Origin of the sequence: Hyphomonas sp. (genome assembly GCF_017792385.1) — a bacterium.
In the GTDB taxonomy this organism is placed as follows: domain Bacteria; phylum Pseudomonadota; class Alphaproteobacteria; order Caulobacterales; family Hyphomonadaceae; genus Hyphomonas.
The window spans coordinates 460475-485675 of the sequence record NZ_CP051230.1 but is presented as its reverse complement, the minus strand read 5'-3'; the positions used below and the strand labels follow the sequence as shown (position 1 = coordinate 485675).

27 protein-coding genes are annotated in these 25201 nt (G+C 59.3%); 15 read left to right on the top strand and 12 right to left on the bottom strand.

Going from position 1 to position 25201, the window contains the following annotated elements; genetic code table 11:
- Positions 1-81 precede the first annotated feature (81 nt).
- Complete coding sequence (locus HF955_RS02370; protein ID WP_291077541.1) at positions 82-2073, top strand: alkyl sulfatase dimerization domain-containing protein; 1992 nt, start codon at positions 82-84, stop codon at positions 2071-2073.
- An 8-nt stretch (positions 2074-2081) separates the two neighbouring features.
- On the opposite strand, the gene HF955_RS02365 is transcribed toward HF955_RS02370, so the two are convergent.
- Both HF955_RS02365 and HF955_RS02360 read right to left on the bottom strand, forming a co-directional pair.
- A complete protein-coding gene (locus HF955_RS02365; RefSeq protein ID WP_291077540.1) occupies positions 2082-2882 on the bottom strand; it encodes a hypothetical protein in 801 nt (266 codons plus the stop codon).
- A gap of 104 nt (positions 2883-2986) precedes the next feature.
- Complete coding sequence (locus HF955_RS02360; protein ID WP_291077538.1) at positions 2987-3841, bottom strand: alpha/beta hydrolase; 855 nt, start codon at positions 3839-3841, stop codon at positions 2987-2989.
- Positions 3842-4079: 238 nt separating this feature from the next.
- Between HF955_RS02360 and HF955_RS02355 the strand changes: the two genes are divergently transcribed.
- The gene (locus HF955_RS02355) at positions 4080-5108 is read left to right on the top strand and encodes a ribonucleotide-diphosphate reductase subunit beta (protein WP_291077536.1); all 1029 of its coding nucleotides are present in this window, start codon (positions 4080-4082) and stop codon (positions 5106-5108) included.
- A gap of 155 nt (positions 5109-5263) precedes the next feature.
- Here HF955_RS02355 and HF955_RS02350 read toward each other — a convergent pair whose 3' ends face one another.
- Complete coding sequence (locus HF955_RS02350; protein ID WP_027837232.1) at positions 5264-5614, bottom strand: UrcA family protein; 351 nt, start codon at positions 5612-5614, stop codon at positions 5264-5266.
- A 321-nt stretch (positions 5615-5935) separates the two neighbouring features.
- Between HF955_RS02350 and HF955_RS02345 the strand changes: the two genes are divergently transcribed.
- Positions 5936-7387: an AMP nucleosidase gene (locus HF955_RS02345; RefSeq protein ID WP_291077533.1), complete on the top strand. Its 1452-nt coding sequence runs from the start codon at positions 5936-5938 to the stop codon at positions 7385-7387.
- Positions 7388-7467: 80 nt separating this feature from the next.
- Here the strand turns inward: HF955_RS02345 and HF955_RS02340 are convergent, their stop codons facing one another.
- The 5 genes from HF955_RS02340 to HF955_RS02320 form a co-directional block, all read right to left on the bottom strand.
- Positions 7468-8028: a lipid-binding SYLF domain-containing protein gene (locus HF955_RS02340; RefSeq protein WP_291077531.1), complete on the bottom strand. Its 561-nt coding sequence runs from the start codon at positions 8026-8028 to the stop codon at positions 7468-7470.
- Between the two features lie 348 nt (positions 8029-8376).
- A complete protein-coding gene (locus HF955_RS02335) occupies positions 8377-8856 on the bottom strand; it encodes a hypothetical protein (protein ID WP_291077529.1) in 480 nt (159 codons plus the stop codon).
- A gap of 812 nt (positions 8857-9668) precedes the next feature.
- Complete coding sequence (locus HF955_RS02330) at positions 9669-10118, bottom strand: hypothetical protein (RefSeq protein ID WP_291077527.1); 450 nt, start codon at positions 10116-10118, stop codon at positions 9669-9671.
- Positions 10119-10184: 66 nt separating this feature from the next.
- On the bottom strand, positions 10185-10670 hold the full coding sequence (locus HF955_RS02325) for a hypothetical protein (protein ID WP_291077525.1): 486 nt from the start codon (positions 10668-10670) through the stop codon (positions 10185-10187).
- A 54-nt stretch (positions 10671-10724) separates the two neighbouring features.
- On the bottom strand, positions 10725-11222 hold the full coding sequence (locus HF955_RS02320; protein WP_291077524.1) for a hypothetical protein: 498 nt from the start codon (positions 11220-11222) through the stop codon (positions 10725-10727).
- Positions 11223-11733: 511 nt separating this feature from the next.
- Here HF955_RS02320 and HF955_RS02315 point away from each other — a divergent pair.
- From HF955_RS02315 to HF955_RS02300, 4 genes are all read left to right on the top strand, one after another.
- Positions 11734-12558, top strand: a complete 825-nt coding sequence (locus HF955_RS02315) for a mechanosensitive ion channel domain-containing protein (RefSeq protein ID WP_291077522.1) — start codon at positions 11734-11736, stop codon at positions 12556-12558.
- A gap of 82 nt (positions 12559-12640) precedes the next feature.
- Positions 12641-13420: a tyrosine-protein phosphatase gene (locus HF955_RS02310; RefSeq protein ID WP_291077520.1), complete on the top strand. Its 780-nt coding sequence runs from the start codon at positions 12641-12643 to the stop codon at positions 13418-13420.
- A 72-nt stretch (positions 13421-13492) separates the two neighbouring features.
- Entirely contained in the window at positions 13493-15172 is a 1680-nt protein-coding gene (locus HF955_RS02305) for a DNA polymerase III subunit gamma/tau (RefSeq protein WP_291077518.1), read from the top strand.
- A gap of 16 nt (positions 15173-15188) precedes the next feature.
- Positions 15189-15515, top strand: a complete 327-nt coding sequence (locus HF955_RS02300; protein WP_291077516.1) for a YbaB/EbfC family nucleoid-associated protein — start codon at positions 15189-15191, stop codon at positions 15513-15515.
- A 6-nt stretch (positions 15516-15521) separates the two neighbouring features.
- Here HF955_RS02300 and HF955_RS02295 read toward each other — a convergent pair whose 3' ends face one another.
- Together HF955_RS02295 and HF955_RS02290 are read right to left on the bottom strand one after the other, a co-directional pair.
- Positions 15522-16451, bottom strand: coding sequence for a glycosyltransferase family 2 protein (locus tag HF955_RS02295; RefSeq protein ID WP_291077514.1), 930 nt, complete (start codon positions 16449-16451; stop codon positions 15522-15524).
- A gap of 63 nt (positions 16452-16514) precedes the next feature.
- The gene (locus HF955_RS02290; protein WP_291077513.1) at positions 16515-17024 is read right to left on the bottom strand and encodes a hypothetical protein; all 510 of its coding nucleotides are present in this window, start codon (positions 17022-17024) and stop codon (positions 16515-16517) included.
- 235 nt (positions 17025-17259) lie between these two features.
- Between HF955_RS02290 and HF955_RS02285 the strand changes: the two genes are divergently transcribed.
- The 7 genes from HF955_RS02285 (at position 17260) to HF955_RS02255 (ending at position 23106) form a co-directional block, all read left to right on the top strand.
- A complete protein-coding gene (locus tag HF955_RS02285; protein WP_291077511.1) occupies positions 17260-18603 on the top strand; it encodes a DNA recombination protein RmuC in 1344 nt (447 codons plus the stop codon).
- Between the two features lie 45 nt (positions 18604-18648).
- A complete protein-coding gene (gene def, locus HF955_RS02280; protein WP_027837246.1) occupies positions 18649-19176 on the top strand; it encodes a peptide deformylase in 528 nt (175 codons plus the stop codon).
- 55 nt (positions 19177-19231) lie between these two features.
- Positions 19232-20197 carry a methionyl-tRNA formyltransferase gene (fmt, locus tag HF955_RS02275; RefSeq protein ID WP_291077509.1) on the top strand — a complete coding sequence of 322 codons (966 nt, stop codon included), beginning with the start codon at positions 19232-19234 and terminating at the stop codon, positions 20195-20197.
- Positions 20197-20682, top strand: a complete 486-nt coding sequence (locus HF955_RS02270) for a GNAT family N-acetyltransferase (protein WP_291077507.1) — start codon at positions 20197-20199, stop codon at positions 20680-20682. The genes fmt and HF955_RS02270 overlap by 1 nt, the downstream gene beginning before the upstream one ends.
- A gap of 9 nt (positions 20683-20691) precedes the next feature.
- A complete protein-coding gene (gene truA / locus HF955_RS02265) occupies positions 20692-21429 on the top strand; it encodes a tRNA pseudouridine(38-40) synthase TruA (RefSeq protein WP_291077505.1) in 738 nt (245 codons plus the stop codon).
- Between the two features lie 79 nt (positions 21430-21508).
- Positions 21509-22744: an acyl-CoA dehydrogenase family protein gene (locus HF955_RS02260; RefSeq protein ID WP_291077503.1), complete on the top strand. Its 1236-nt coding sequence runs from the start codon at positions 21509-21511 to the stop codon at positions 22742-22744.
- Positions 22741-23106, top strand: coding sequence for an EthD domain-containing protein (locus HF955_RS02255; protein ID WP_291077501.1), 366 nt, complete (start codon positions 22741-22743; stop codon positions 23104-23106). Before HF955_RS02260 ends, HF955_RS02255 begins: the two co-directional genes overlap by 4 nt.
- On the opposite strand, the gene HF955_RS02250 is transcribed toward HF955_RS02255, so the two are convergent.
- Positions 23099-24295: a methionine gamma-lyase gene (locus HF955_RS02250; protein WP_291077500.1), complete on the bottom strand. Its 1197-nt coding sequence runs from the start codon at positions 24293-24295 to the stop codon at positions 23099-23101. The genes HF955_RS02255 and HF955_RS02250 overlap by 8 nt on opposite strands.
- A gap of 110 nt (positions 24296-24405) precedes the next feature.
- Between HF955_RS02250 and HF955_RS02245 the strand changes: the two genes are divergently transcribed.
- Complete coding sequence (locus HF955_RS02245; RefSeq protein ID WP_027837253.1) at positions 24406-24885, top strand: Lrp/AsnC family transcriptional regulator; 480 nt, start codon at positions 24406-24408, stop codon at positions 24883-24885.
- 5 nt (positions 24886-24890) lie between these two features.
- On the opposite strand, the gene HF955_RS02240 is transcribed toward HF955_RS02245, so the two are convergent.
- Complete coding sequence (locus tag HF955_RS02240) at positions 24891-25193, bottom strand: hypothetical protein (RefSeq protein ID WP_291077497.1); 303 nt, start codon at positions 25191-25193, stop codon at positions 24891-24893.
- Positions 25194-25201 lie beyond the last annotated feature (8 nt).

The window sequence follows — 25201 nt, the reverse complement described above, 5'->3', positions numbered from 1 at the left end:
CCTCGCGACCGGCTTGCATGCATGGTGACCGCATCGCACAGTGCCGCGAAGCGGTACGCAGAGACCGGCATGGAGGAAAACATGAAGCGACTTACCGGCTTGGCCGCCGCCATTCTGCTGGCGGCCTGCTCTCAGCAATCATCCGAAGAGTCTCGCCACATCGACATCAAGGCGCCACCGGTCGGCATTGCGACCGAGGCGACGCGCAGTGCGAATGCCGCCCTGGCGGAGCGCCTGCCGCTGGATCAGACATCTGATTTCGTGGATGCAACCCGTGGCCTGCTGGCGCAGCTGAAACAGGACACGATCACCGATGCTGACGGGAACGTCGTCTGGCAGGTCAGCCGCCGCGAGTTTATCGATGGCAACAGCCCGGACACGGTGAATCCCTCGCTTTGGCGGCAGGAGATCCTGAATTCCCAGCACGGCCTGTTCGAAGTCATGGATGGGCTCTATCAGGTTCGCGGCTACGACCTGGCGGTCATGTCGGTGATCCGTGGCGAAACGGGATGGATTATCGTCGATCCGCTGCTCAGTCAGGAAACGGCCGCGGCATCGCTGGAACTGGTGAATGACACGCTGGGCGAGCGGCCGGTGACCGGAGTGATCTATACGCATTCGCACGGTGACCATTTCGGCGGCGTGCGCGGCGTCATCGACGAGTCCGAGATTGAAGCGCGAGGCGTTCCTGTGCTTGCACCGGTCGGATTCACCGAGGCGGCGGTGGCCGAGAATCTGCTGGCCGGCAACTATATGAGTCGCCGGGCCGTACTGATGTTCGGCAACACGCTGCCCAGTGGACCAACGGGGCAGGTGGGTGTCGGGCTGGGGCCGGCCCTGTCGCAGGGTACGATTGGCCTGATCGAGCCAACCGAGGAAATTGCGGGGCGCGGCACCGTGCGCGTGATTGATGGTGTAACCTTCGAATTCGTGGATGCAGCCGGAACAGAGGCCCCGGCGGAATTCATGTTCTACCTGCCGGACTTCAAGGCGCTCTGCACCGCTGAAGTTGCCACGGCGACATTTCACAACGCCCTGACATTGCGAGGAGCCAAAGTGCGGGACCTCCTGGAGTGGAGCCGCGTGATCGATCATGTCCTGACGGAGTATGGTGACCGTTCCGACGTGGTGTTCGCCTCACACCATTGGCCAACGTTCGGACAGGACAATGTTGCATCCTATTTGCGCGGCCAGCGAGACATCTACCGCTACACACATGACCAGACAGTGCGCCGGGCCAATCGCGGAGAAACCCAGTTCGAAATTGCGGAAGCTTTGGCGGAGCCTGACCTTCAGGTGGAACATTTTGACACGCGTGGGTACTACGGGACACTGAATCACAACGCGAAAGCTGTGTTCCAGGCCTACTTCGGCTGGTGGGATGGCGTGCCGGCCACGTTCAATGCGCATCCGCTGGATGCCAAGGCCGGGCGGTTCGTCAAGGCGGTTGGAGGGCCCGACTCTGCCTTGGCGATTGGCCGGGACGCGTTCGAGCAGGGTGACTACCGATGGGCGGCTGAAGTGTTGAATTATCTGGTGTTTTCCGACCCGTCCAACCAGTCGGCCAAGGACTGGCTGGCAGCGAGTTATGAGCAGCTTGGCTTTCAGGCCGAGAGCGGTGCCTGGCGCGATTACTATCTCACCGGCGCTCAGGAATTGAGGCAGGGTGTGGCCGGGGCTGACCAGGGGGCTGTGCGGACCCGCAGCCGGGAATTCATCGAAGGCGTGCCATCGATCGAATTGTTCAACGCCATGGCAGTTCGCTACGCCCCGGAGAAGCTTTCGCGGGATCCGTTCGAGCTCAATATCGCGTTCACCGACACCGGTGAGGAGTTCGTGATTGATATCGGCAAGGCAACGGCATTCCCGCGGGTCGGCGTCCAGTCGGACTCGGCCGCCGCATCTGTGACGCTGACGCGGTCAGCTTTCAACGATCTCATCCTGCAGACCCGCAGTTTCCGGGAAATCATGACTTCGGGGGACGCGAGCATGGAAGGAGACCCGACCGCGTTGATGGCGTGGTTTGCCGCACTGGACTCCCCGGAGTTCTGGTTCCGGGTCGTAGAGCCCTGAGTCAGAAATTATTTTGCGGTCTCGACAGAAGCCGCGGTGAAGGCGCACGCGTCGAGCCGTGCCATCATGTCTTCCAGCAAGGGGGTGATGTGCGGTGAGAATTGCACGTCATTGCCCGCATTGAGCGATTTCGCATTGTAGGGCCAGCGATCACCGAATTTCAGTTCGTCGCGATCCAGATGATGCATGACTGCATCAAACAGGTCACGGTTTTCCACCAGGTGCCGATACCGGACCAGCGCCAGGTCCGCCCGTTCCATCAGATTCTGCCGGAAATAGTGTGCATTGCGTGTGTACCAGAGCAGGCCCCAGCCATCCTGGCCGGTAATTCCCTGGTCAACGGCCGCCTGAACGGTCTCGCGAAGCGTTCCGTCGATATTGTCGGCTCGCCAATTGTTCGGGTCGCCTGACAGGATTTCTGCAGCTTCCTCCAATCCGCGTTCGACGGTCCATTTTCGTACCATGGAGGCCACGACATCCTTGTAGTGGCGGTACATCCACAAGCCTTTCGCGTTCGGAAAGTAGTCGAGGATCTCGGCAGCGCTCTGGCATTCGACCAGGGGCTTGATGACGATGTTCTTGTGGCGTCGCCACTTTACCGTCCGGGCGACCTCCGCAAGCGGGTTCAGGCGAATGGTCTGTTTCGGCAGTTCGGTCGTATCCAAGTTGGTGACAGGAGAATTCACTTCGGGGAAGTAAATCGTGCCAGGCAACGTACCGAGCGTATCGAGCGTGGCATTTGTGCCCGATCTCTGACACCCGAAAATGAACAGCAGCTTCTTGGCGTGCAATCGTCCGAAATAAAGCAATCATCTGCCTCCGATAGTCTGAGCAGAGGAGGCTCCACGCCGCCCCGCCGGATTTTTCGCAAGATTCATGCCGATATGGCGATGGGAGGCTTTGCCGGAGCTGACTAGTCCATCTGCTGCCTGAAGAAGTCGACGATCATCGGTCCGACCTTGTCGCCTTTCTCTCCGATACGGTCATTCAGGCTCTTGTGGTCGCGGTTCTTCACGCGTCGTGCCTCTGCCTCATGGCCGGCACTGCGCAGCGCTTCGGCCAGTTCCTTGGCGCGGCTGGGCGAAACGGCCCGGTTCACATACAGCAGAAGGAAGGGCGGGATGGGGGTTGTCTCTTCAACGAGCAGGGTCGGCGATGCGGCCGCCCAGACATCTGGGTCGTCGGCGGTGAACGTCGCGTGGTAGAATTCCGGAATGTCCCCATCGCTGCCGGTCCGTGAGAGATTGTAGGCCGCGCTGTCCAGCGCAGCGACACCTTTGATGACATCAGGCGTGAGGCCGACATCGTCCAGATAGTCCGGATCGATCGCGACCAGGGCGGCCATATGCGCCCCCGCCGAATGACCCATCAGGAAAATCTTGTCAGGGTCGGCACCATAGGTTTCGGCGTGCTTGTGGAAATAGGCAATCGCTGCGGCGACGTCTTCCTGCTGGGCAGGGAAGGGATGCGCTGGTGCCAGGCGGTAATTGATGGCGACAAATACGAATCCCTGATCTGTGAAATAGTTCGCCTGAAACATGCCAAGGGCGTTCTGCTTGTTCCCGAAAGTCCAGGCGCCGCCATGCATCATGATGATCATCGGTGCATCGTCGGCTTCGGCAGGCATGTAGATGTCGGCGCGGACATCACCGGGATCAAGACCGGGGGCCTCAGCATAGATCACGTCGCGAACCACCTTTGCGGCGGCAGGAGAGGCGAGCGTCACTGCGGCAAGCAGGGTCACGATTAGGGAAGTCAGGTAGCGCATGAAGTCTTGTCTCGTCAGGGCAGGATATGAACGCGTGAAGGCAGCATTGGTGCCGATCCTTGCGGCAGTCGTGCCAGCCGCGCCACCCCTAAGCGGCAATTATGCCAAAACTGTGAGCAAGGCTGTGAACAAGTACGCATTGTCACAGTCAAACATCTTGCGGCATTAACGCGTTTGAAGCACTATATGTGGTGTAGATTGTTCCCGATACAGCATCAAAAAGACGTAGGAGGCCGTAATGGCTGACGGAAATTCCAAAGTGCCTGGACTGCTGACGCCGAGCCGGGCTTACAAGCCGTTCCGCTATGCATGGGCATATGATTTCTGGAAGGTCCAGCAGCAGGTCCACTGGATGCCGGAAGAGGTGCCGCTTGGCGAGGACTGCAAGGACTGGGCGGTGAAGCTCAATGATTCCGAGCGCAACCTGCTGACCCAGATCTTCCGTTTCTTTACCCAGTCAGACGTTGAAGTCGGCGCGAACTACATGGAGCATTACATGCCCCTGTTCAAACCGACCGAAGTGTCCATGATGCTGGCAGCCTTCTCGAACATGGAAACCATCCATATCGCAGCCTATGCGCTGCTGCTCGAGACGATCGGCATGCCGGATTCCGAATTCTCGGCCTTCATGGAATATGAGGAGATGGCCGCCAAGCATGACTATCTCGGTCAGTTTGGAACGGACACGAATGAGGACATCGCCGTATCCATGGCCGTCTTCGGCGCCTTCACGGAAGGGCTGCAGCTGTTTGCCAGCTTCGCGATGCTGATGAATTTTCCGCGTTTCAACAAGATGAAAGGCATGGGACAGATCGTGTCCTGGTCGGTGCGCGACGAGTCACTGCACTGCGAAGGCATGATCAAGCTGTTCCACACCTTCTGCGCCGAGACCGGGGTTATGACCGACGCACTGCGCGAACGTATTCGCGAGTGTTGCCGCACCGTCGTGTCCCTGGAGGACAAATTTATCGAACTCGCCTTCGAAATGGGGGCTGTCGAAGGCATGACGGCTGACGACATCAAGCAATACATCCGTTACATCGCGGACTGGCGTCTGGGACAGCTGAAGCTGGAGCCGATCTATGGCATCACCAAGCATCCGATCCCGTGGCTGACGGAAATCCTCAATGGTGTGGAGCACGCAAACTTCTTCGAACAGCGCGCGACCGAATACTCCAAAGGGGCCACCAGCGGCGACTGGCATGGTGATGACGGGGTCTGGTCGAAATTCGATCAGCGCAAACTCGTGGATGCCACGGCCAGCTAGCCCGTCCAAACGATTTGGAGACAAGAGCGCGCCATTCGACAGGATGGCGCGCTTTTTTCATGCGGGATTCTGCGCCGTGTCACATTCGTAAACGAATAAGGGGCTGCCCGTGGCCCTGGGCAGCCCCTCCAACGCTATTCCGGGAGGAAATTGGCCTAGCGTTGTCCCGCGTCAGCGACGAGGGTTACATTCTGGCGCGCAAAGGTCGGCGCAACGACGACACCGGAAACTTCCTGTTCAGCCAGGATTTTCTTGATCGCGGCTTTCTTGATGTTCTTCACGCATGTGCGGTCGACATAGGGCTGCTGCGTGACCGGGGAACGTGCGGAACAGGCATCGCGAGCCTGGCCTTCGATGGACTTGAGCACGACTGCCGCGCCGGTATCGGAGGCGAGCAGGGCCTTGTCGTATGCAATTTCTACAGTGATGGGAGTGCCGTCTGCATAAGCTGCAGCAGGGGCGAGGATCGCGGCAGACAGCAGGGCCGGGATGATGAGCTTTTTCATGATGAAATTACCTTCAGAGTTAGAGACGGCATCGCTGCCGACAGGAACTCCTCCCGCCACACACCACGTCAGTTCTGTGTTCTCCCCGCAGTGACGCCGAAGCGTCATGGCCTTTCCGCGCGGGATTGACGCGTCATGTTGCGCTGCAACAAAAACGCATGTTTGCGCATAACTCAAGCGAAAGATGCGCGGCAAAAACTCATAGCTGCCTTGCGTCTCCGGCGATCTTTCACACCGGCCTGATTTCGCTCGGGAAACCGGCGGCTGCGCGCGTATGGGCCGCCAGATTGACAGATGGCCGCAATGCCGCCATTTGGTGCCATGTCAAATTTCACCACACCCGAACAGGTCGTCGATGCGCTTGAGGCGCTGTATTCCGATTCTGTTTCTGCCCTGTCATCTGCGCTGAACATCTTCCTGCACAAGGGCACGCCGCCCTCGCCAGATGTGCGCGCGTCCGGAGCATTCTGCTATCCGCAGATACGGATTGTCTACAATCCCGACGGTCCACCCCCGCCCATCTCAAGAGCTTTCGGAAAGATGTCGGAAGCCGGCACATATGTGTCGACCATCACGCGTCCAGACTTTTTCCGTGCCTATTTGATGGAACAACTGGCCCTGCTGATGCGGGATTACGATATCGAGATCCATGTCGAGGCATCGGATTCCGAAATTCCGTATGCCTATGTCTGGGAGCAGGGGCAGGCCAGCGGCCTTGAGGAGATTTCGCCGGCCGAACTGGCGCGGCACTTTCCAAGCCCGAACCTTGCCGACATTGGTGATGAGGTGGCTGATGGAGAACTGTACGACCCCTATGAGACCCATCCGCTGGCCCTGTTCGATGCGCAGCGCGTTGATTTCTCACTGAAGCGTCTGCAGCACTATTGCGGGACCCCGGTTGAGCACTTCCAGCATTATGTGTTGTTCACGAACTATCATCGGTATGTGGATGCATTCTGTGACTGGGCGCTCCAGAAGCTGACCGAGGACAATCACTACACATCCTTGTCTGTTCCGGGAGGGCTGGAAGTGTCCGAGCCCACCGAGACGACCCGGGCAGAAATCGATGCCTCTCCCTGGCGGCGCTACCAGATGCCCGCCTATCACTTGCGCGCACCGAACGGGGCGGGGATCACGCTGGTCAATATCGGCGTCGGGCCGTCGAATGCAAAGACCATTACGGACCATCTTGCCGTCCTCCGCCCGGAAGTCTGGCTGATGGTGGGCCATTGCGGCGGCCTGCGCCACAGTCAGTCCATCGGAGACTATGTGTTGGCCCACGCCTATCTGCGGGAGGATCATGTATTGGATTCAGTCCTGCCGCCCGAAATCCCGGTGCCGCCTATTGCCGAAGTCCAGGTGGCACTGCAGCAGGCTGCCGCGTCCGTGACCGGCGAAGATGAAAAACAGCTCAAGCGGCGCCTGAGAACCGGTACGGTGGTCACAACCGATGACCGGAACTGGGAATTGCGCTTCTCCGCCACCGCGCGCCGGTTCAACAAGTCTCGCGCGATCGCGATTGACATGGAAAGCGCCACGATCGCTGCCAACGGGTTTCGCCTGCGTGTGCCCTATGGTGTGCTGCTATGCGTGTCGGACAAGCCCCTGCATGGCGAGATCAAGCTGCCGGGCGCGGCCAATCGCTTCTATGAGCGCGCAATTGGGGAGCACATTCGCATCGGAATTGAAACACTCGAGCGATTGTCGGCGGACAAGGGAGCCAAGTTGCACTCCCGGAAACTACGCGCCTTCGATGAGCCGCCCTTCAGATAGGGTGGGGGCGCTGCGATGAACAAAAGAGGCGCGGGACCGGCCAGGTCCAGCGCCTCTTCCGAGTGTCGTTCAGGCCGCGCCTAGTGCAGCTTGGTGATCTTCGTGCCTTCGATGCTGATGCCGGCCATCAGGCCTTTCTGGTCGAAGACAAAGGCATAGGCGTCTTCTTTCAGGGTGGAGGTCGACAGGTTCTCGGCAACACCGGCATTCACCAGCACGACAGTCGGGCCGACACCGATTTCCCAGCCATCCGACTCTTCCAGATACTCGACAGCCTCGTCATTCATCAGGAACACCGCATAGCCGTAGGATTGCGCGCCCGCCTGCAGGCCCCAGGAGCCCGTGAAAGAGCTGTAATAGTCCACAGTCGCGCCATTGCGAATGAGTTCACCTTCACCGTAGGCGCCGCCGACTCCCAGACCGGCCTTTACCATGGACGGGAATACCAGAACGGCGCGCGCCTGATTGTTGATCGCGCGTGCGGCGGAATTCTCGCTGACCAACTTGTTCAGTGCTGCGCGGCTGCCCGCATCAATCTGGGCGCGGTCGACTTCATCCGGCAGGGAAGAACAGGCACTGAGGCCCAGCGAAGCGGTGGCCGCGAAACAACCGGCGAGCAGGGCGGAACGAAACTTGATCATGGAATGGCTCCCTTGTGTGATCGGATTGCTGAAACGCTGAAGAGGGCAGGAGGTTCCGCAGACCGCAGCGTTTCACACGCGGCCAGGACCGTAAGAGGCCAAGCCGACGTAATGAGAAATTCAATGCAGGGTATTGATCGGGGTCAACGAGAATCTTCAAGATGAGCGTTGAACTGAGGCCAGCCGTGAAGCCTGTCCCACTCTGAGTGTCTTGGTATGGGATGTGAGCCAACACGCGCACCGATCCGTGGAAAAACTGCAGCGGTCGTGCTTCCGGCCGACGTCTCCCCGATGCTGACGCGGATTCAACTGAGGTAGGCCCTCCCGCCAGATTGCTGGCTGGAATGTCTATCGGAAACGGTTCTCTTGGGCCGTGTAGCTGTGCCAGTCCGTCTTCAATTCCTGCTCGGTATACGTAATCGTGTAGTGTTCATGACATCCGTTCGGAGAGACATGCGCGGTGTTCGGCCAAGACACTTTTTCGAATTCCCTTCCACCTGATTTGAGCTGATAGTAAACTTTGTGGTATTTGCTCGCGAAGTAGGGATCCTTTTCGCCAACATCCGATCCGTCATACCGCACATGTAGCACCGGAATCGTGGTCAGCCATTTATAGTCATATGAATTCGAATGGCCCGCACCGATCGTGTGATGGGTGCAGACTTCATTGACGCCCGCGCTTATCTTGAAACAACCCAAAGCCGTCCAGAGCACTTCCACCGTACTGTCCGTTTTGTTGTTGAAGTGAACCGTGTAGCAGTCCCCGGCTGCCGGGGCCGTCGCAAAACCCGCAACAAGTAGTGTCACCGGGACAAGGAGCGTTTTCATGGGGGAGCCTTTCAAGTCTCGCGTTTCCGTTGGCAGGTTGCGGGCTGGGTCAATCGCCCGACGACGATGTCAGATCCCGGTCCTTGCGCGCACGCGCCCAATCAGTTTCCAGATCGTCTTGCGTGTAGGAAAATGTGTAATGCTTGTCGCAATGTGGAGCAGACTCTCCCTTGCCGTGTAGACCATCATCTTTTTCGACTTTTCCATCGCGGATGACGTAATAGGTGACGCTTTTTAGATCCTGGAGCGACGGATCTTCCTCACCGATGTCTTTGCCACTAAACGAAATGAGGACATTGGGCTGTGTTGTCAGTCACTGATAGTCGAATTTTCGTGAACTTCCCGGAGATATGCTGTGTTCAGAGCATATGTGTTTCAGGTGCCGGTGTTTGAACTTCAGGCACCCATAAGCAGTCCACTGCACATAAATCGGGGCGCTGGATTCATTTTCGACCTTGATTGAGTAGCAATTGATTGCGGACGCAGGCTGGACGCAAATCAAGATAGAGGCGAGAGCTGACGATAAGGCGAAGACATTCATGTGTGTGCCCGTCCTTTATTGTGTCCTTGAGGGCGCGTTGCGGTGCTATAGTTCACTTGTTGAGGGTGCGGGATTGAGGTTTCTGTGCGCATGTGATGGGCGTCTTGGGCGTCTCTGAGGGAGCTTTTATCTTCCTGAACTTATCGCTTTTCAGGTGTCGGCCTCCTGACAAAGATGTGTGCCGGCAGTACACGGGAGGGATTGGCGCGGGTTGAAGGGGAAACTGGCTTGCGGATCACCTGTCGGCTGCAGCGGCGGCCTTGGCCATATCCTACGTGCGATCATCCTCAGTATAGCGAATTTCATAGTGTTTGTGGCAGTTGAACGGGGTTTCCAACAACTCGTTCTCCGAAGTCATCCTGACAAAACTCTTGTGCTTTCCGGCCTTGTAAAAATAGGTCGCAGCCCAATGGTCCTTCAAATAGGCATTTGTATTGCTGTCTGAATCTGAAAGTCCCACATAGACTAGCGGTGCGGTTGCTCCGAATTGGAATGGAACCGTGTAGGATTCGCCTGGGAACAGTGCTTTCTCCTGGCAAGTCGGCTTCTTGCGACGCTTTTTTACCTTTTTGTTGTCGGGCAAGCAGTCACCGATCTGATGCCAGCTGATGCTGATGGGCTGGTCGGTCTTGTTTTGAATATCCACATTGAAACAGTCGGACGCTGCTGGGAGGGATAGCGTCGCGGCTGCCACGATTGTCATGATAGCAGGCAATTTCATCTGTCATATCTCCCGGGTGCGTGTCCGTTGAGCGTTCAGAAGCTGTTGGGGCAAGGGACCAGCAGGCTAGGGTGAGTAACCTTCGGCTGCGGCTTCCTTGGCGGCAGCCGACTTGAGGCCCGCCCAATCCGACCGCAATTCTTTGGATGTGTAGGTGATGGTGTAATGCTTTCCGCAAGTTGATGGCGACGCAGGAATCAAGTCCTCCACGCTCTCTTTCTTGAACTTGTCTCCATGCAAATTGTAGATCAGCATCATTCGATTATTGTAGTAATGCTTGGTGTACGCATCTGTGTCGGATCCCGCGAAGTTGATGTACACGGTCGGCGCCACCATGCCCCAGCCGAACTTCATCGTGAAGTCGTCCGAATGCAGTATTTCCTCGTGGTCGCAGATGCCGTCTTCGCTGCGCCATTTCTTGCCGCATTCGAGTGCGCCCCAGGCAACGTCCAGCGTGCGGTCGGTCTCATTCTTTACTTTGATCGAGTAGCAAGCATGCGCTGGCATGGCTGCGCTGGCGCTCACTAGAAAGGCAAGGAGGAGTGTTCGCATGTCGGTGCCTTGGGGTTTGAGGGGGGAGCGTTTGCTTCGAATACACAGAAGCTGCTAGTTGCCGGCGGCTGCTTTGGCCGCGGCGAGGTCCTCGGCCAGGTCGTCTTGTGTGTAGGCGATATGGAATTTCGGGCCGCAAAGTGCAGGTGTTCCGGTAGCAGCGCTGCGGGGGTCCACTTTGTAGAATTTGCTTGGCTTTTTGGACCCGTGCATCTTGTCTTTGTACGTGTAAGCCGCCAGCCAGTTCTTCTCGAAGTACGTGTTGAGCGTTTCATCGGAAGGCGAGTACGCCACGAACAATTTTGGGATCGTTGCCCCCCATTTGAAGTCGACTGTGTGAGATTCACCCGGGAACAGCGCCGTCAATGCGCACGTATAGTCCTTGCGTCTCTTCTTCAACTTGTTTCCGCAGGGACTATCATGATTGTCCATGTAGGCGTACCAGGTCAGAGAAATCGGCTTGTTGGACTCGTTCTTGAAATTCACCGAGTAGCACGCTGAGGCAGGCATGCAGGCGATAGAAAGAATGGTGAAGAGAAGAAGTGATCGCATAATGGGTTCCCCCAAAGTCTCGTGAATAGTCGGCACATGGTGTGCCATTGCGTCGATTCGGAATGCCTTGCGGCTGTGTCGGGGGCCGCCAGCATTGAGTGGATTTAGTCAGTGATGATGTTACCCGATTGTTAAGGCAATCTGTCGCGTTAGGTCAGTCGACGGATTAAGGCGTAGCCGGCTGAGACGGGGGTGACACGAGGGTGGCTGGCGCGCGCAAGGCACCGGATCGATCTGAGTGCGCCCGGGTCCGGCGCCGCCCCGTTTGGCGATTGAATCAAAGCCCATGTGCGCCATCAGTGGGCTTTTCGATGTTTGGATACATCAGGGCCGGCCTGGGAAGCGGCCAGCGGCTGCGACAGTGGAGACACATGTAGAGGCATTGTTTTTCGAGCTTTCGTCAGCCCGCGCGACAGCGAGGATGAACGCAGTCTGAATGTCCCCTCCGGATTTTGTTCAGCTGGAGTCAGGATTCAAGAGTTTTTGTGGCTGAATTGAGGGGGAGAACGCCATGCAAGACTGGCTCAACCAGATCGACATCAACCAATACCTGCCCGGAGCGCTTGCCTGGGCGACCAACATCCTGCTGGCCATCCTGATCCTGATTGTCGGATTCTGGTTTGCAGGTCGCGTCGGCAGGGCGATCCGCAATGTCGGCGAACGGAACGAGCGTCTGGATGACACGCTGTTCCGCTTCCTGGGGAGTGTGGCGAAATATGTGATCCTGGCTTTTGTCGCGATCGCGGTCCTGAACCGGTTCGGAGTGGAGACGACATCCATCGTGGCGCTGCTGGGTGCAGCCGGCCTGGCCGTCGGGCTGGCCCTGCAAGGCGCCATGTCGAACCTGGCCGCCGGGGTCATGTTGATGGTGTTCCGGCCCTACAAGGTTGGTGACTTCATCGATGCGGCCGGAAAATTCGGCAAAGTCGACGAGATCACGCTGTTCACAACAGTTTTGCAGACCTTCGACAATCAGCAGATCATCATTCCGAATGGCCAGATCTGGGGCGACCAGATCATCAATCATAGCCATCATCCGGTGCGCGGCGTCGACATGCATTTCGGTGTGGCTTATGGCGAGGACATCGACAGGGCCCGCGCCGTCATCGACAAGGTGCTGGCAGATCATCCGCACATCCGGAAGGATCCGGCACCCTTTGTGGAAGTCGAAACCCTGAATGACAGTTCGGTCGACTTCCTGGTCCGCCCATTCTGCGATGGCGCCCATTATTTCGATGTGCGCTATTCACTGCCTGAGCAGGTGAAGAAGGCGCTGGATGCGTCCGGCATCGAAATCCCGTTCCCGCATCGCAAGGTCATTGTCGTGAATGAATAGAGCACGGCGATTGGGGGAGGGTCACAAAACCTTCCCCGACGCTCATCTGGACGCGGGGGCGCAGGCGGGCTAGGTCGCAAGGATGACGGACAGAATCTACTCGCTTCAGGGCGTTCGCAATTTCCGGGATTTCGGCGGCTACAAATCCCGTCACGGGGGACAGGTCAAACGCGGACGCTTGTTCCGCTCTGGCCATTATGCCGAGGCGACCGAAGACGATTTGAACGTGCTGGACGCTCTGGGCATTCATTTGCAGGCCGATCTGCGCCGCCCGGACGAGCGGGAACGCAACGTCGCCCGTTGGTCCGCGCCGAACACACTGACCCATGATGGCGGGCGTGAGCATGAAGCGCCGCATGCGCAATTCCTGAAAAAGGTCGAGGCAGATGCCCAGCAGGCCGATGACTGGATGAATGATTATTACGCGCTGGCGCCGTTCAAGGCTCATCATGCCGAATTGTTCTCAGGCTGGTTCGAGCATCTGGCAGGGCTGGAAGGGGAGGCAGCCGGTCTTGTGAACTGCGCAGCCGGCAAGGACCGAACCGGCATTCTTTGCGCGTTGACGCATCACGTGCTGGGGGTCGAAGAGGCGGATTTGCGCGCCGATTACGAACTCACCAACACCGCCGTCAATGTGGACGAATTCCTGCCCCAGGCCGCCGCTTTCTTCAATGAGCAGGTCGGGAAAGTATATGAACCGGAAGTGTTCCGTCCCTTCCTGGGGGTCCGTCTGCGTTACCTCGATACGGCCTTCAACGTGATCCATGACAAGCATGGCACGGTCGACGCCTATCTGGCCGACGTGCTGGGGGTGGACGAGACAGCGCAGGAAAACCTGCGGGCGCAATTGCTCGAGGCATGAGCAGATGCGGGCGGCTGATTCGTCACTCGCCCCATTGCCGCCGCACCCAGAGACTCGCTAAAGTCTCGCCCGATGAGCGATTCCGAACTCCCCGAAGAGCGCGACGACCAGACCTTCTCCATGTTCGGGGAGGATGAGGCTCCGAAATCGGAGGCTTATCAGGTCCTTGCGCGCAAATACCGTCCGCGCCGGTTCGAGGATCTGATCGGACAGGAGGCGATGGTCCGGACGCTCTCCAATGCGTTCGAGACGGGCCGCGTGGCCCACGCCTTCATGCTGACCGGCGTGCGCGGGGTTGGGAAGACCACAACAGCCCGCCTTCTGGCCCGTGCGCTCAACTATCAATCCGGCGATCATGATGGCCCGTCCATCCGGCTCGACCCGAAGGGCGAGCATTGCGACGCCATCATGGCCAGCCGGCATCCTGACGTGCTGGAGCTGGACGCCGCCAGCCGCACCGGTGTCGCCGACATGCGGGACCTGCTGGATGGGGCGCGCTACGCGCCGGTTTCGGCCCGCCACAAGGTCTATATCATCGACGAGGTTCACATGTTGTCGACCGCAGCGTTCAACGCGCTGCTGAAAACGCTGGAGGAGCCACCTCCGCATGTGAAGTTCATTTTCGCAACGACCGAAATCCGGAAAGTGCCGATCACTGTCCTGTCGCGCTGTCAGAGGTTCGATCTGAAACGGCTGGATGCTGTGAACCTGGCTGCCCATCTCGGACGGGTTGCCGCGAATGAGGGCGCCAAGGTTTCAGAAGAGGGGCTGGCCCTGATTGCGCGCGCCGCTGAAGGGTCTGTGCGCGATGGTCTCTCAATACTGGATCAGGCCATCGTGCAGACGATGGATGGCGAGGAAGTGACTGGCGCCGCCGTGCGCGACATGCTGGGACTTGGAGACCGTGCGCGGCTGCTTGATGCGTTTGAAAAGGCGATCTCCGGGAATGCGTCCGAAGCCCTGGCAGAAGTGAAGGACCAGGTTCATGCCGGGGCGGACCCGGCGGTCATTCTGAAAGACCTGATGGATGTCTGCGCAGATGTTTCGGTGGCACAGGCAACCGGCGGTGACTTCCAGTCCGCCGGGCCGGCGGAATGGACAGAGCGCACCCTGGCCATGGCACAGAAGCTTACGGCAGCCCAGGCGGCGCGCTACTGGCAGATCCTGCTCTCCGGCTTCAACGACCTTCAGACTGCACCGGACACGGCCACGGCGCTCAACATGATCGTCCTTCGTCTTGCGGCGGCTGCCAACCTTCCGTCACCGGAAGAGGCCGCGCGCATGATCGCCGAGAGGGGCGGTGCGCCGGGAAAGCCTGAACCACACGGCATGGCCCCGTCTCCCGCCGGCGGGCTGGAGAGCTTTGCCCAGATTGTCGCCTATCTGGGCGAGCATCGCGAAATCAATCTGCAGGTGGAACTGGAACGCTATGTCCGCCCGGGCCCCGTTCGTTACGGCTATTTCTCCTGCGAACTGGAAGAAGCTGCCCCGAACGATCTGCTTGCCCGGCTGAAAACCTTTCTGGAGCGGGATACCGGCGATGACTGGCAGGTCGAGCAGATACGAACAAATGCCGAAACCATGCGGCAAACTGAGATCCGCACGCGAGAGGAATTGTTCGCCTCTGCAGCCGCGCATCCGGCTGTCGCGGATGCCTTGAAGAGTATTCCCGGTATCACCATTGTCGATGTGACGGAGCCCGCCGCAGGCGGCGGCAATGTCATTGACCTGAATTCCAGACGTTCGGCCTGAAGGAGGCACGCTTCCCATGAAAGACCTTGGCAAGATCATGCAGCAGGCCCAGCAGATGCAGGCCAAGATGCAGGAAGCGCAGGAGAAGATCGAGGCGACCGAGGCCGAGGGCGTGGCCGGGGCCGGTCTTGTATCGGTTCGTCTGAAGGGCAAGGGTGACATGGTCAGTGTCAGGATCGACCCGTCCCTGATGGGAGATGACGCCGAAATCGTCGAGGATCTGGTGAAGGCCGCGCATGCAGACGCGCGCAAGCGGCTGGACGAGGCCATGGAGAAGGCGATGAAAGAGGCGACTCAAGGCCTGGGCGGCGGCATGCTGCCCGGCTTCAAGCTGCCATTCTGACCGAAATCAGTATAATTCCGGCTCTTGCGTGCTGAAGGCGGAGGCCAGCCAGCCGCGATGGAATACAGCGCGCATGTGCCAGTAGTTTCGACGGCGCGCCGACCAGAAGAAGGCCAGGGCCATTGCGTAGCAGAATGTGATCTTGGCCAGCGAAGCCAGGACCGTGATTCCCAGCGTGACCCGGTTACGCGTTGTAAGGGAATGGTATCCGAAACTCATCCCGGAACGGAATTTGCGCTGACGGATCCATTTCGCATTCATGCGTTTCGGATCAACGGCCTCGTGCACAATTGCAGCTTCACTGATGCCGAACTTCGCGCCCTTGAACCAGAGACGGAAGAAGAATTCGGTGTCTTCACCGCCGGTCTTGCCCTTCTCCAGAAGGAAGCGCTGCCCCTTCACAAGCGGAGACGTGGCTCGCATCAATGCGTTGCAGGTATGTCCGGTCTGGACCACGCCGCCGCGGCGCACCGGAATGTTTGAATGATAGTCCTGCTGGCTCATCCAGTCGGGGGCCGTATCGGGATAGACGGCGATGGCCGGGCCGAATACGGCGTCCAGATCATTGATGCGGGCCATCTGCAGCAGGGAAGCAAGCCAATCCGGATCGGCAATTTCGTCGTCATCAATGAAAGCGATCCATTCAGCCGTGGCGGCATCGAGTCCGGCATTCCGGGCAATCGAGATATTGTTGGCCGGCGCGTGGATATAGGTCAGCGGCAAGGTGAGCGTCTTCGCAATCGCTTCCACCCGCTCCCGTGCAGACGGCGTGTCGTCATTGTCGATCACGATCACCCGCGCCACGACCCCTTGCGGCAAGGCCTGACGATCAAGCGACTGGAGCGTGTCCTCGATCGAAGGCCTGCGATAGGTGCAGACGCAGATGTCGACTTTCAATTCGGCAACCTCGTGCGGGGCGTGTGGAGCAGCAAGCATAACAGAATGCGGGTCAGCAATTCCCATGCCATGGATGCGCGATTCCTCAAGGGGAAAACAGTGTCAGGAACCTGTTTCCCCTTCGATTGCCTCCAGTAATTGCTCGATCAGGCGGCGCGCTGCCTTCGGTTCGCGCGGATCCGGAGCCTTTGCTTCATGCCACCATACGGCCTCACCGGATTCTATGTCGAACAGCACCAGATGGGCCCTGCGGATCATCCCGTCGGGGCCTGGCACGCCCCCGAACACCAATCCGAGCCCGCCCTGGACCACTCGGCTGGCAGAACTTTCGACATCGTACTCCACCAGGATCACGGCCTCGACAGGCTTGGTCGCATCCCTCTGGTTCTTGGAACTGCCTGGGTCCCCTTCAACCAAATCCCGTATGCGACCGGCATGGGCGATGCTGGCAGATCTGGCCGCGGCAGACAGGTTGCGCCGATCCTCCTGTACCGTCAGGCGCAGGGCATCCGTGAGGTTAATGGACGCCTGATCGGACCAGTCCGTGCGATGCTCGCGCAGTCCGGCGGCTGTCACCAGGGTCATTTCCGCCACGGGCGGCAGATAGATCACGGGCCTGTTCGGTGGGGGAGGTGCTAATGGGGCTTCAGAAGGTGCGGAGGCACAGGCTGCCAGCATCACCGACAAGACCACCCAAGCAAACCGGACCATGCAGTCGCCCTCCTCATGAGGGTGGAAAGAAGTTCACCCTTGGCGGTAAGTCAAGCTTGGAGAGTGAAAAGCATCCTGATGGACAAGGATGTGTGTTCCTTATATGTTCTGAGGAGAATCGTGCGAAGGTAAATGCATGCAACCCATCATCATCATTGGCGGCGCGCCGTTCGACGCCGTGCACCTCGGATTGTTCTGTATCGCGCTCGCCTTGGGCGGGGCAGCGTGGTGGATCGCGAACAAATCCAGCGTAAAATCCGAACGCCTGACGCTCGACCTTGAGCGGGCAACCGACGAGCTCGATATGGCTCGCCAGCGCGTCCGGACGCTGGAAGAGGTGTCCGAAGATGCAAAGTTGAAGCTGGCCGCTGCGGAGGCTCGCAGCGCCGAGGATGAACGCAAGTTCGGAGAGATGGCGCAGGGGGTCCTTCAGCGGGCCAACGCGCAGTTCCTGCAATTGGCGAATGAGACGTTTGAAAAGCACAAGGAAGGGGCGCAGGGCCATCTGAAAGAGCTGATGAAGCCCATCGGTGAGAATTTCGATGCCTTCAAGAAGCGGGTCGACGAAATCGAAAAGGTCCGCACGCAGGACAAGACCGCCATTCAGGAACAGGTCAAGGCGATCCATGAAAGCCTGAAGACCAATACGCAGGAAACGGGCAAGCTGGTCAGCGCCCTGACCGCGCCGAAGGGCGGCGGGCGTTGGGGCGAGATGACCCTTCGAAACGTGATGGAACAGGCCGGCCTTTCGGCCCATTGCGACTTTTCCGAGCAGGTGAACGATCAGACCGAAGCCGGCCGCCAACGCCCTGATGCGGTGATCCATTTGCCCGGTGGGCGCCAGATCGTGGTCGACTCGAAAGTGTCGCTTGCGTCATACATGTCGGCCGTCAATGCGGAGGATCCGGCTGAACGGGCGGCCCATTTGAAGGCGCATGCCTCCAGCGTCCAGCGGCACGTCAACACGCTGGCTTCAAAGGATTACCAGTCCAATCTCGGTGGACGTTTCGACTATATCGCCATGTTCATTCCAGGCGAAAACTTCTTTGCCGCCGCACTGGAACACTCGCCGGACCTGATTGAAAAGGCCATGAGCCGGCAGGTCATCGTTACCACGCCCACGACCCTGATCGCGCTTGCCCGTACCGTGGCCCATCTCTGGCGTCAGCACGAAATGAATGAAAATGCGATGGAAGCCGCCGAGCTTGGTGCGGAACTCTATACGCGCATGGGCGCCATGCTTGGCCATATCGAAAAACTGGGCAAATCCCTGAACGGCTCGGTGGATCACTTCAATTCCATGATGGGGTCGTTCGACAAGCGCGTCTTGCCCACCCTGCGCAAGTTTGAGGATATGAAGATCGCGCCACCTGCCAAGGCGCCAGCGGAGCCCAAGCGCATCGAATCTCGTGCAAATGTGCCTGAAAACACTGGGGAACTGGATTTTGGCGACCCGCAAAAGTCCATCGCCGCCGAATGAGGGGCAAGTGTTGACCCGGGGCCTGCCCGTGCATATCTCCATTTCATGGCTATCAGAGAAATCCTCACCGTCCCGGATCCGCGTCTGAAGGAAGTGTCGAAACCCGTCGAAGGTGGTGTCACCGACGAGATTCGCGCGCTGATGGATGACATGCTGGAAACCATGTATGACGCGCCAGGTATCGGCCTAGCAGCCATACAGATTGGCGTGCCGCTGCGCGTGATCGTCATGGATCTGGCGAAGGATGGAGAAGAGGCCCAGCCGCGCTATTTCGTGAATCCCGAAATCCTGCCGCTGACCGAAGACAAGGCGCCCTATGAAGAGGGGTGCCTGTCGGTGCCGGATATCTTCGAGGAGGTCGAGCGTCCCACCGAATGCCGGGTGCGCTATCTCGACTATGACGGCAATCAGGTCGAGGAAGTTGCCACCGGCATGTATGCGGTGTGCATCCAGCACGAGATGGATCATCTCGAAGGCACCTTGTTCATCGACTACCTGTCGCGTCTGAAGCGCCAGCGCGCCGTCGACAAGGTGAAGAAGATCAAGCGCCTGCAAGCCCGCGAAACGGCCTGAGCCGCGTGGAGCCGGCGCGGGTCCAGGCAGTTCCTGCAGAGATGGGATTCCGGTCATGCCTGATGAGGTAACCCATCCCCTCCGTCTTGCCTTCATGGGCAGCCCCGATATCGCGGTCAGTGTGCTTGAGGCCCTGATTGCGGCCGGTCACGACATTGCCTGTGTCTACTCACAGCCGCCACGCCCGGCGGGACGCGGAAAGAAACTCACTCCGACGCCGGTGCATGCCTATGCAGAAGCTCGCGGCATCGAGGTGCGCACACCGAAATCCCTGAAGAAGCCGCCGGAGCAGGAGGCGTTTGCCGCGCTCGATCTCGATGTGGCGGTGGTCGTGGCTTATGGCCTCATCCTGCCTCAGGCCATCCTCGACGCGCCGCGTCTTGGCTGTCTCAACATGCATGCGTCGATCCTGCCGCGCTGGCGGGGGGCGGCCCCCATTCAGCGCGCCATCATGGCCGGTGACAGTGAAACTGGCGTGGATGCGATGATGATGGAAGCCGGTCTCGACACAGGCCCGGTGCTCGCCTCGGCCCGCACTCCGATTACCGGAGAGGATACTGCCGGCAGTGTGCATGACCGACTTGCGGCCCTCGCGGCGGAACTCGCGCCCCGTGCGCTTGCCGGACTCGCCGATGGCAGCCTCTCTCCGGTTCCCCAGACCGAGGTCGGCATGACCTATGCCGCCAAGCTCGGCCCCGATGATCAGCGCGTGGACTGGGCACGTCCGGCGCGCGATGTTGACTGTCACATCCGTGGCCTGTCGCCCTTTCCGGGAGCCTGGTGCCTGTGGACACCCCCTGGCAAGGACGAGCCGGTTCGCCTGAAACTCCTCATGAGCCGGCGATCGGGGCGCGAGACATCAGCGCCCGCCGGCATGGTGCTGGATGACAATCTCCTCGTTGCTTGCGGCGATGGCAGCGCCGTGCGTATCCTGCGCCTGCAGAAACCGGGAGGGAAACCCATGGATGCCGATCAGTTCCTGAAGGGGCAGGCGATTGCTCCGGATACGGTGCTTGCCTGATGAGTTTCTGGATCCGCCCGGCCCGGGAAGACGACCTGGAAGAGATCGTCGCGCTGAATGATCTGGCGTTCGGCGGCAAGGAAGAGGGGCGCATCGTCCGCCAGCTGGCCGAGAGCGACGACAATGTGCTGTCGCTTGTCGCCAGCGACGACAACATTATTGCGGGGCACATCCAGTTTTTCCGGATGAAAGTCGATGGCCAGCCCACCGCCGTCGGTCTGGGGCCGATGTCGGTTCATCCCGACTTCCAGAAAACCGGCATCGGCAGCGGCCTGATCCAGATGGGATTGATGGCGCTGGAGGGGGCAGGAGAGCAGATCGTGTTTGTTCTGGGTCATCCAGACTACTATCCGCGGTTTGGATTTTCTGCCGAACTGGCAAAGCCTTTCGAGTGTCAATGGTCGGGGGATGCCTTCATGGCCTTGCGCCTCTCGGATGGGGCACCGGCAGACGGGCGGTTGACCTATCCGGCGGCGTTTGGCTAGGGCAGCGCGATGCCCCGTTATCGTCTCCTGATCGAATATCATGGCGGCCCGTTCCAGGGCTGGCAGAAACTGCCCGGCAAGCCGACTGTGCAAGGTATGCTGGAGGAGGCGGCCGCGCAGCTTGACGGTCGGCCCGTCAACATATTCGGGGCAGGGCGGACAGACAGTGGTGTGCATGCCACTGGCCAGGTCGCCCATATGGACCTTGAGACAGATCGTGGGAGCAAGGTCGCGGACGCCATGAACTTCCATTTGCGCCCGCACCCAATCGCTGTGCTGAAGGCCGAGCGCGTGACCGATGCGTTTCATGCCCGCTTCGATGCCACTCAGCGACACTATCGCTACATAGTCATCAATCGCCGCGCGGATCTGACGGTCGACCGCGGGCTCGCCTGGCGAGTGCCCTCGAAACTGGATGCCGAGCAGATGCACGATGCGGCGCAGGCGCTGGTCGGTACGCATGATTTCACCACGTTCCGGGATACCGATTGCCAGGCACGCACGCCAGTGAAGACGCTGAATGAATTCACCGTCTCCCGCTATGGTGAGCGGATCGAATTCACCTGCCGCGCCCAAAGCTTCATCCACCGACAGGTCCGGTCCATGGTCGGCAGCCTGATCGAAGTCGGCCGCGGCAAGCGGAACCCGGACTGGCTCGCCGATATTCTGGCCGCCGTCGATCGAACGCAATGCGGTCCCATCGCGCCGGCAGACGGCCTCTATCTCGAGAAAGTCGATTATGACTGAGCCAGGCTGACGCGAAGTCAGTCTGTGCGTCCATCTGCTTTGGCCTTAGCCTTCCCGGAAAACACAAGGGAGCGAGACGATGGCCATTGATTTCACGATACCGGAAGACGCCAGGGAAGTGCGCGAGCGCGTGCGCCGCTGGGTGCAGGATGAGTGCTTGCCGGCGGAACGGGAAATGACTGCTGGTCGCCCGTTCAAGGAGGTGCTGGCAGAGCTGCGCACGAAAGCGCGTGCGCAAGGCCTGTGGTGCCCGTTCATTCCCGAGGAGCATGGCGGCATGGGGCTTGGCCCGCTGGCGAATGCGCTCGTGCAGATGGAGCTTGGCCAGAGCCACCTCGGAGCATTGTCGATGAATTCGCAGGGGCCGGATGATGCAACCATGCTGACTCTGCTGGCGCATGGCACGGACTTCCAGAAAGAGAAGTATCTCAAGCCGCTCCTGAACGGTGAGAAGCGGATCTGCTATTCCATGACCGAAAAAGCAGCGGGTGCCGATGCGACCGGCATGCAGACGCGGGCGGAAAAGGATGGCAAGGGCAATTACATCCTGAACGGAGAAAAATGGTTCTCCAGCGCGGCATCTGCCGCCGACATTGCTGTGATCATGGCCAAGACCAATCCGGATGCGCCGCGCCATCAGCAGTTCTCGACATTCATCGTCGAGCTACCCAATCCGGGATACCGGATCGTCCGGGACATTCCCACCATGGCGGTACACGGGCCGCACTATGTCGAAATGGGCGGCGGTCATGCCGAGGTGAAGATTGAGAATCTCATCGTGCCGGAAGAAAACCTGCTCGGCGGGGAAGGGGGTGGCTTCTCCATGGGGCAGCACCGGCTGGCATACGGGCGCCTGCGCCACGGCATGCACAATGTGGCAATGGCCCAGCGCGCGCTTGATCTGGCAACGGAGCATGTGACCAATCGCGAAACGTTCGGACAGCCCCTCGAGGATCGTCAGGGCGTCCAGTTCATGCTCGCCGAATGCGCCAGCCAGCTCTACATCGCCCGCCTCATGCTGATGCACATTGCCTACAAGGCCGAGAATGGCATGGATTTGCGTCAGGAAAACGGGATTGCGAAGGTCTACCTCGCCAATATGGTTCACAAGGTGGTCGACACCGCAATCCAGCTTCATGGTGCGCTCGGCTATTCGCTCGATACGCCACTCGCCGCCTGGTACACGCACATCCGGTCACAGCGTCTCGTCGACGGGCCGGATGAAGTGCACAAATGGATCACCGGAAAGAATGTCATCCGTGCCTTCAAGAAGGACGGCACGACTGCGGCGGCCGCCGGAGGAGACCTGTTGTGATCAAGCTGACCTTCTGCCTGCGACGCCTGCCGCATCTAACCCGCGAGGAGTTTCAGCGTTACTGGCGCGAGCAGCATGCCCCGCTTGTCGCGCGGCATGCCGGGACTCTGGGCATCCTCCGTTATGTCCAGACCCATACTGGCCATGATGCGCTGAACTCTGCCATGCAGGGCAGCCGCGGCGGGCCGGACGCCTATGACGGCGTCGCCGAGCTCTGGTTCGAAAGCGAAGAGGCAATGGCCGCCAACACCGGCGAAGCGGCGGCAAAAGCCAGCGCCGAACTGCTGGTAGACGAGAGGAAATTCATCGACCTTGCAAACTCACCGCTCTGGTTCGGCGACCAGTTCGACGTGGTCAGCTGACGGAAAGCGCCGTGTCCAGGTCCGAGATGATATCCTCGACATCCTCGAGGCCGACAGACAAGCGAACCAGTCCATCGGAAATTCCGTGCTCCAGGCGTTCTTCCCGGGAATAGGTCGAGTGGGTCATGCTGGCCGGGTGCTGGATCAGGGATTCCGCATCGCCGAGGCTGACGGCGCGCTGGATCAGCGTCAGTCGGTCCATCATGGCCGTGCCGGCATCGAAGCCGCCGTTCAGCTCGAAGGCGATCATGCCGCCGAACCCGCTCATCTGGCGACGCGCCAGGTCGTGCTGGGGATGACTCGGCAGGCCCGGATAGTGGACGGCCGCAATAGCGGGATGACTTTCCAGCCATTCGGCGATCTTCAGGCCGCTTTCGCTGTGACGGGCCACACGAAGCTGGAGCGTTTTCAGGCCGCGCATGACCAGCATGGCGGTGAGCGGCGCCATCACCGCGCCCGTCATGTCCTTGACGCCGATCATCCGGATGTCGTGGATCGGTTCGGCCCGGCCGCACACAATGCCTGCGACCAGGTCACCATGACCGCCCAGATACTTGGTGGCGGAATGCAGCACAAAATCGGCCCCCAGTTCGATCGGTCGGGTCAGCAGAGGCGTCGCATATGTGTTGTCCACAATGGTCAATGCGCCGGCATCCCGGGCGATGGCGGCAATGGCTGCAATATCCACAAGACGCATGTTGGGATTGGCCGGTGTCTCGAAATACACGATCCGGGTCTGGTCGCTGATGGCGGATTTCAGGTTTTCGGGCTCGCGCAAATCGACATGGGTGATCCGGACGCCGAAACGGGAAAGCCCGTCGCGCATGAAAGCAAATGTGCACCCGTACAGCGTCTTGTCGGTGATGATTTCATCTCCGGGCTTCACCAATGTCCACAAGGTTGCCGAAATGGCACCCATACCACTCGCGGTTGCGAGACCCGCCTCCGCGCCTTCGAGATTTGCCATGCGGCATTCCAGCAGGCTGACCGTCGGATTGGAGATACGCGAGTAGACATGGCCCTCGGTTTCGCCTGCAAAAAGTGCTGAACCTGTTGCAGTATCAGGGAAAACGAAGGTAGAGGACATGTGCACGGGTGGCGTTAGGGCAAGCATGTTGTCGGCCGGAACGTATCCGTGGTGAATAGCTCGCGTGGCGGGACCGTGAGAACGGGGGGACTCGTCAACCATTAGTTTGCCTCATGAATTGAGCGCAATATAGCAGCACTCAGGGGACATGTGCTGTCAAATGATGCTAATATGCTCCCGCATTTTGGCATTTAATGTCTCTTAGGTGTGTTATGGACGAAATAGATGCCAAAATCGTGCGGGCTCTTCAGGAAGATGGCCGGCTGACCAATCAGGACCTGGCCGAAAAGGTGGGGCTATCGCCGTCGCCATGTCTTAGGCGAGTCCGAAACCTGGAGCGGGCCGGGATCATAAAAGGCTATTGTGCCACGATTGATCAGAAGGCCTGCGGATATCCAATTACCTGCTTCGTCAGGATTCGCCTGTCGATCCACACGGTCGATACGGTCCACAATTTCGAGCGGATCGTGAACGACACCCCGGAAATCCTGGATTGCTACCTCATGGCGGGTGGATCGGATTACCAGCTTCGCGTGGTGACAGGCAGTCTCGATGAATATGAAGAGCTGGTTCGCAACACATTCCAGAAGCTTCCTGGCATTTCGTCCGTGGAAACCAGTTTCGCCTATGGTGTGGTGAAGAAGTCCAGGGTGTTGCCCGTAAAGTCCGTGAGGCGGGGGCGCACGGTCTGACCGGCCTACAGTTCGAAATGCGATGAACCGTACCGTTGCGAGCAAGCAGTAAGGTTCATGGCGAAATCGGTCTGATCGCCCGATTGGACCGAGGCTCGCTTGGCGCTGATATCGGCCTCAACCGTGTCAGTTGATTTCCCCGTCTCGTCGGCCATTTCTTCAATGGCGATGCTGGAATTGTCCGACATGAGCCGGGCTTCCTGCACGATCACCGGGTCCGCTGTGCTGTCTCCGTCGGCGCCGGTGAGCATCAATTGCGCAATGGAAAAACAGGTGATCGCCGTATCGTAGGGGTCTAGCTGGATCATGGTGTCCG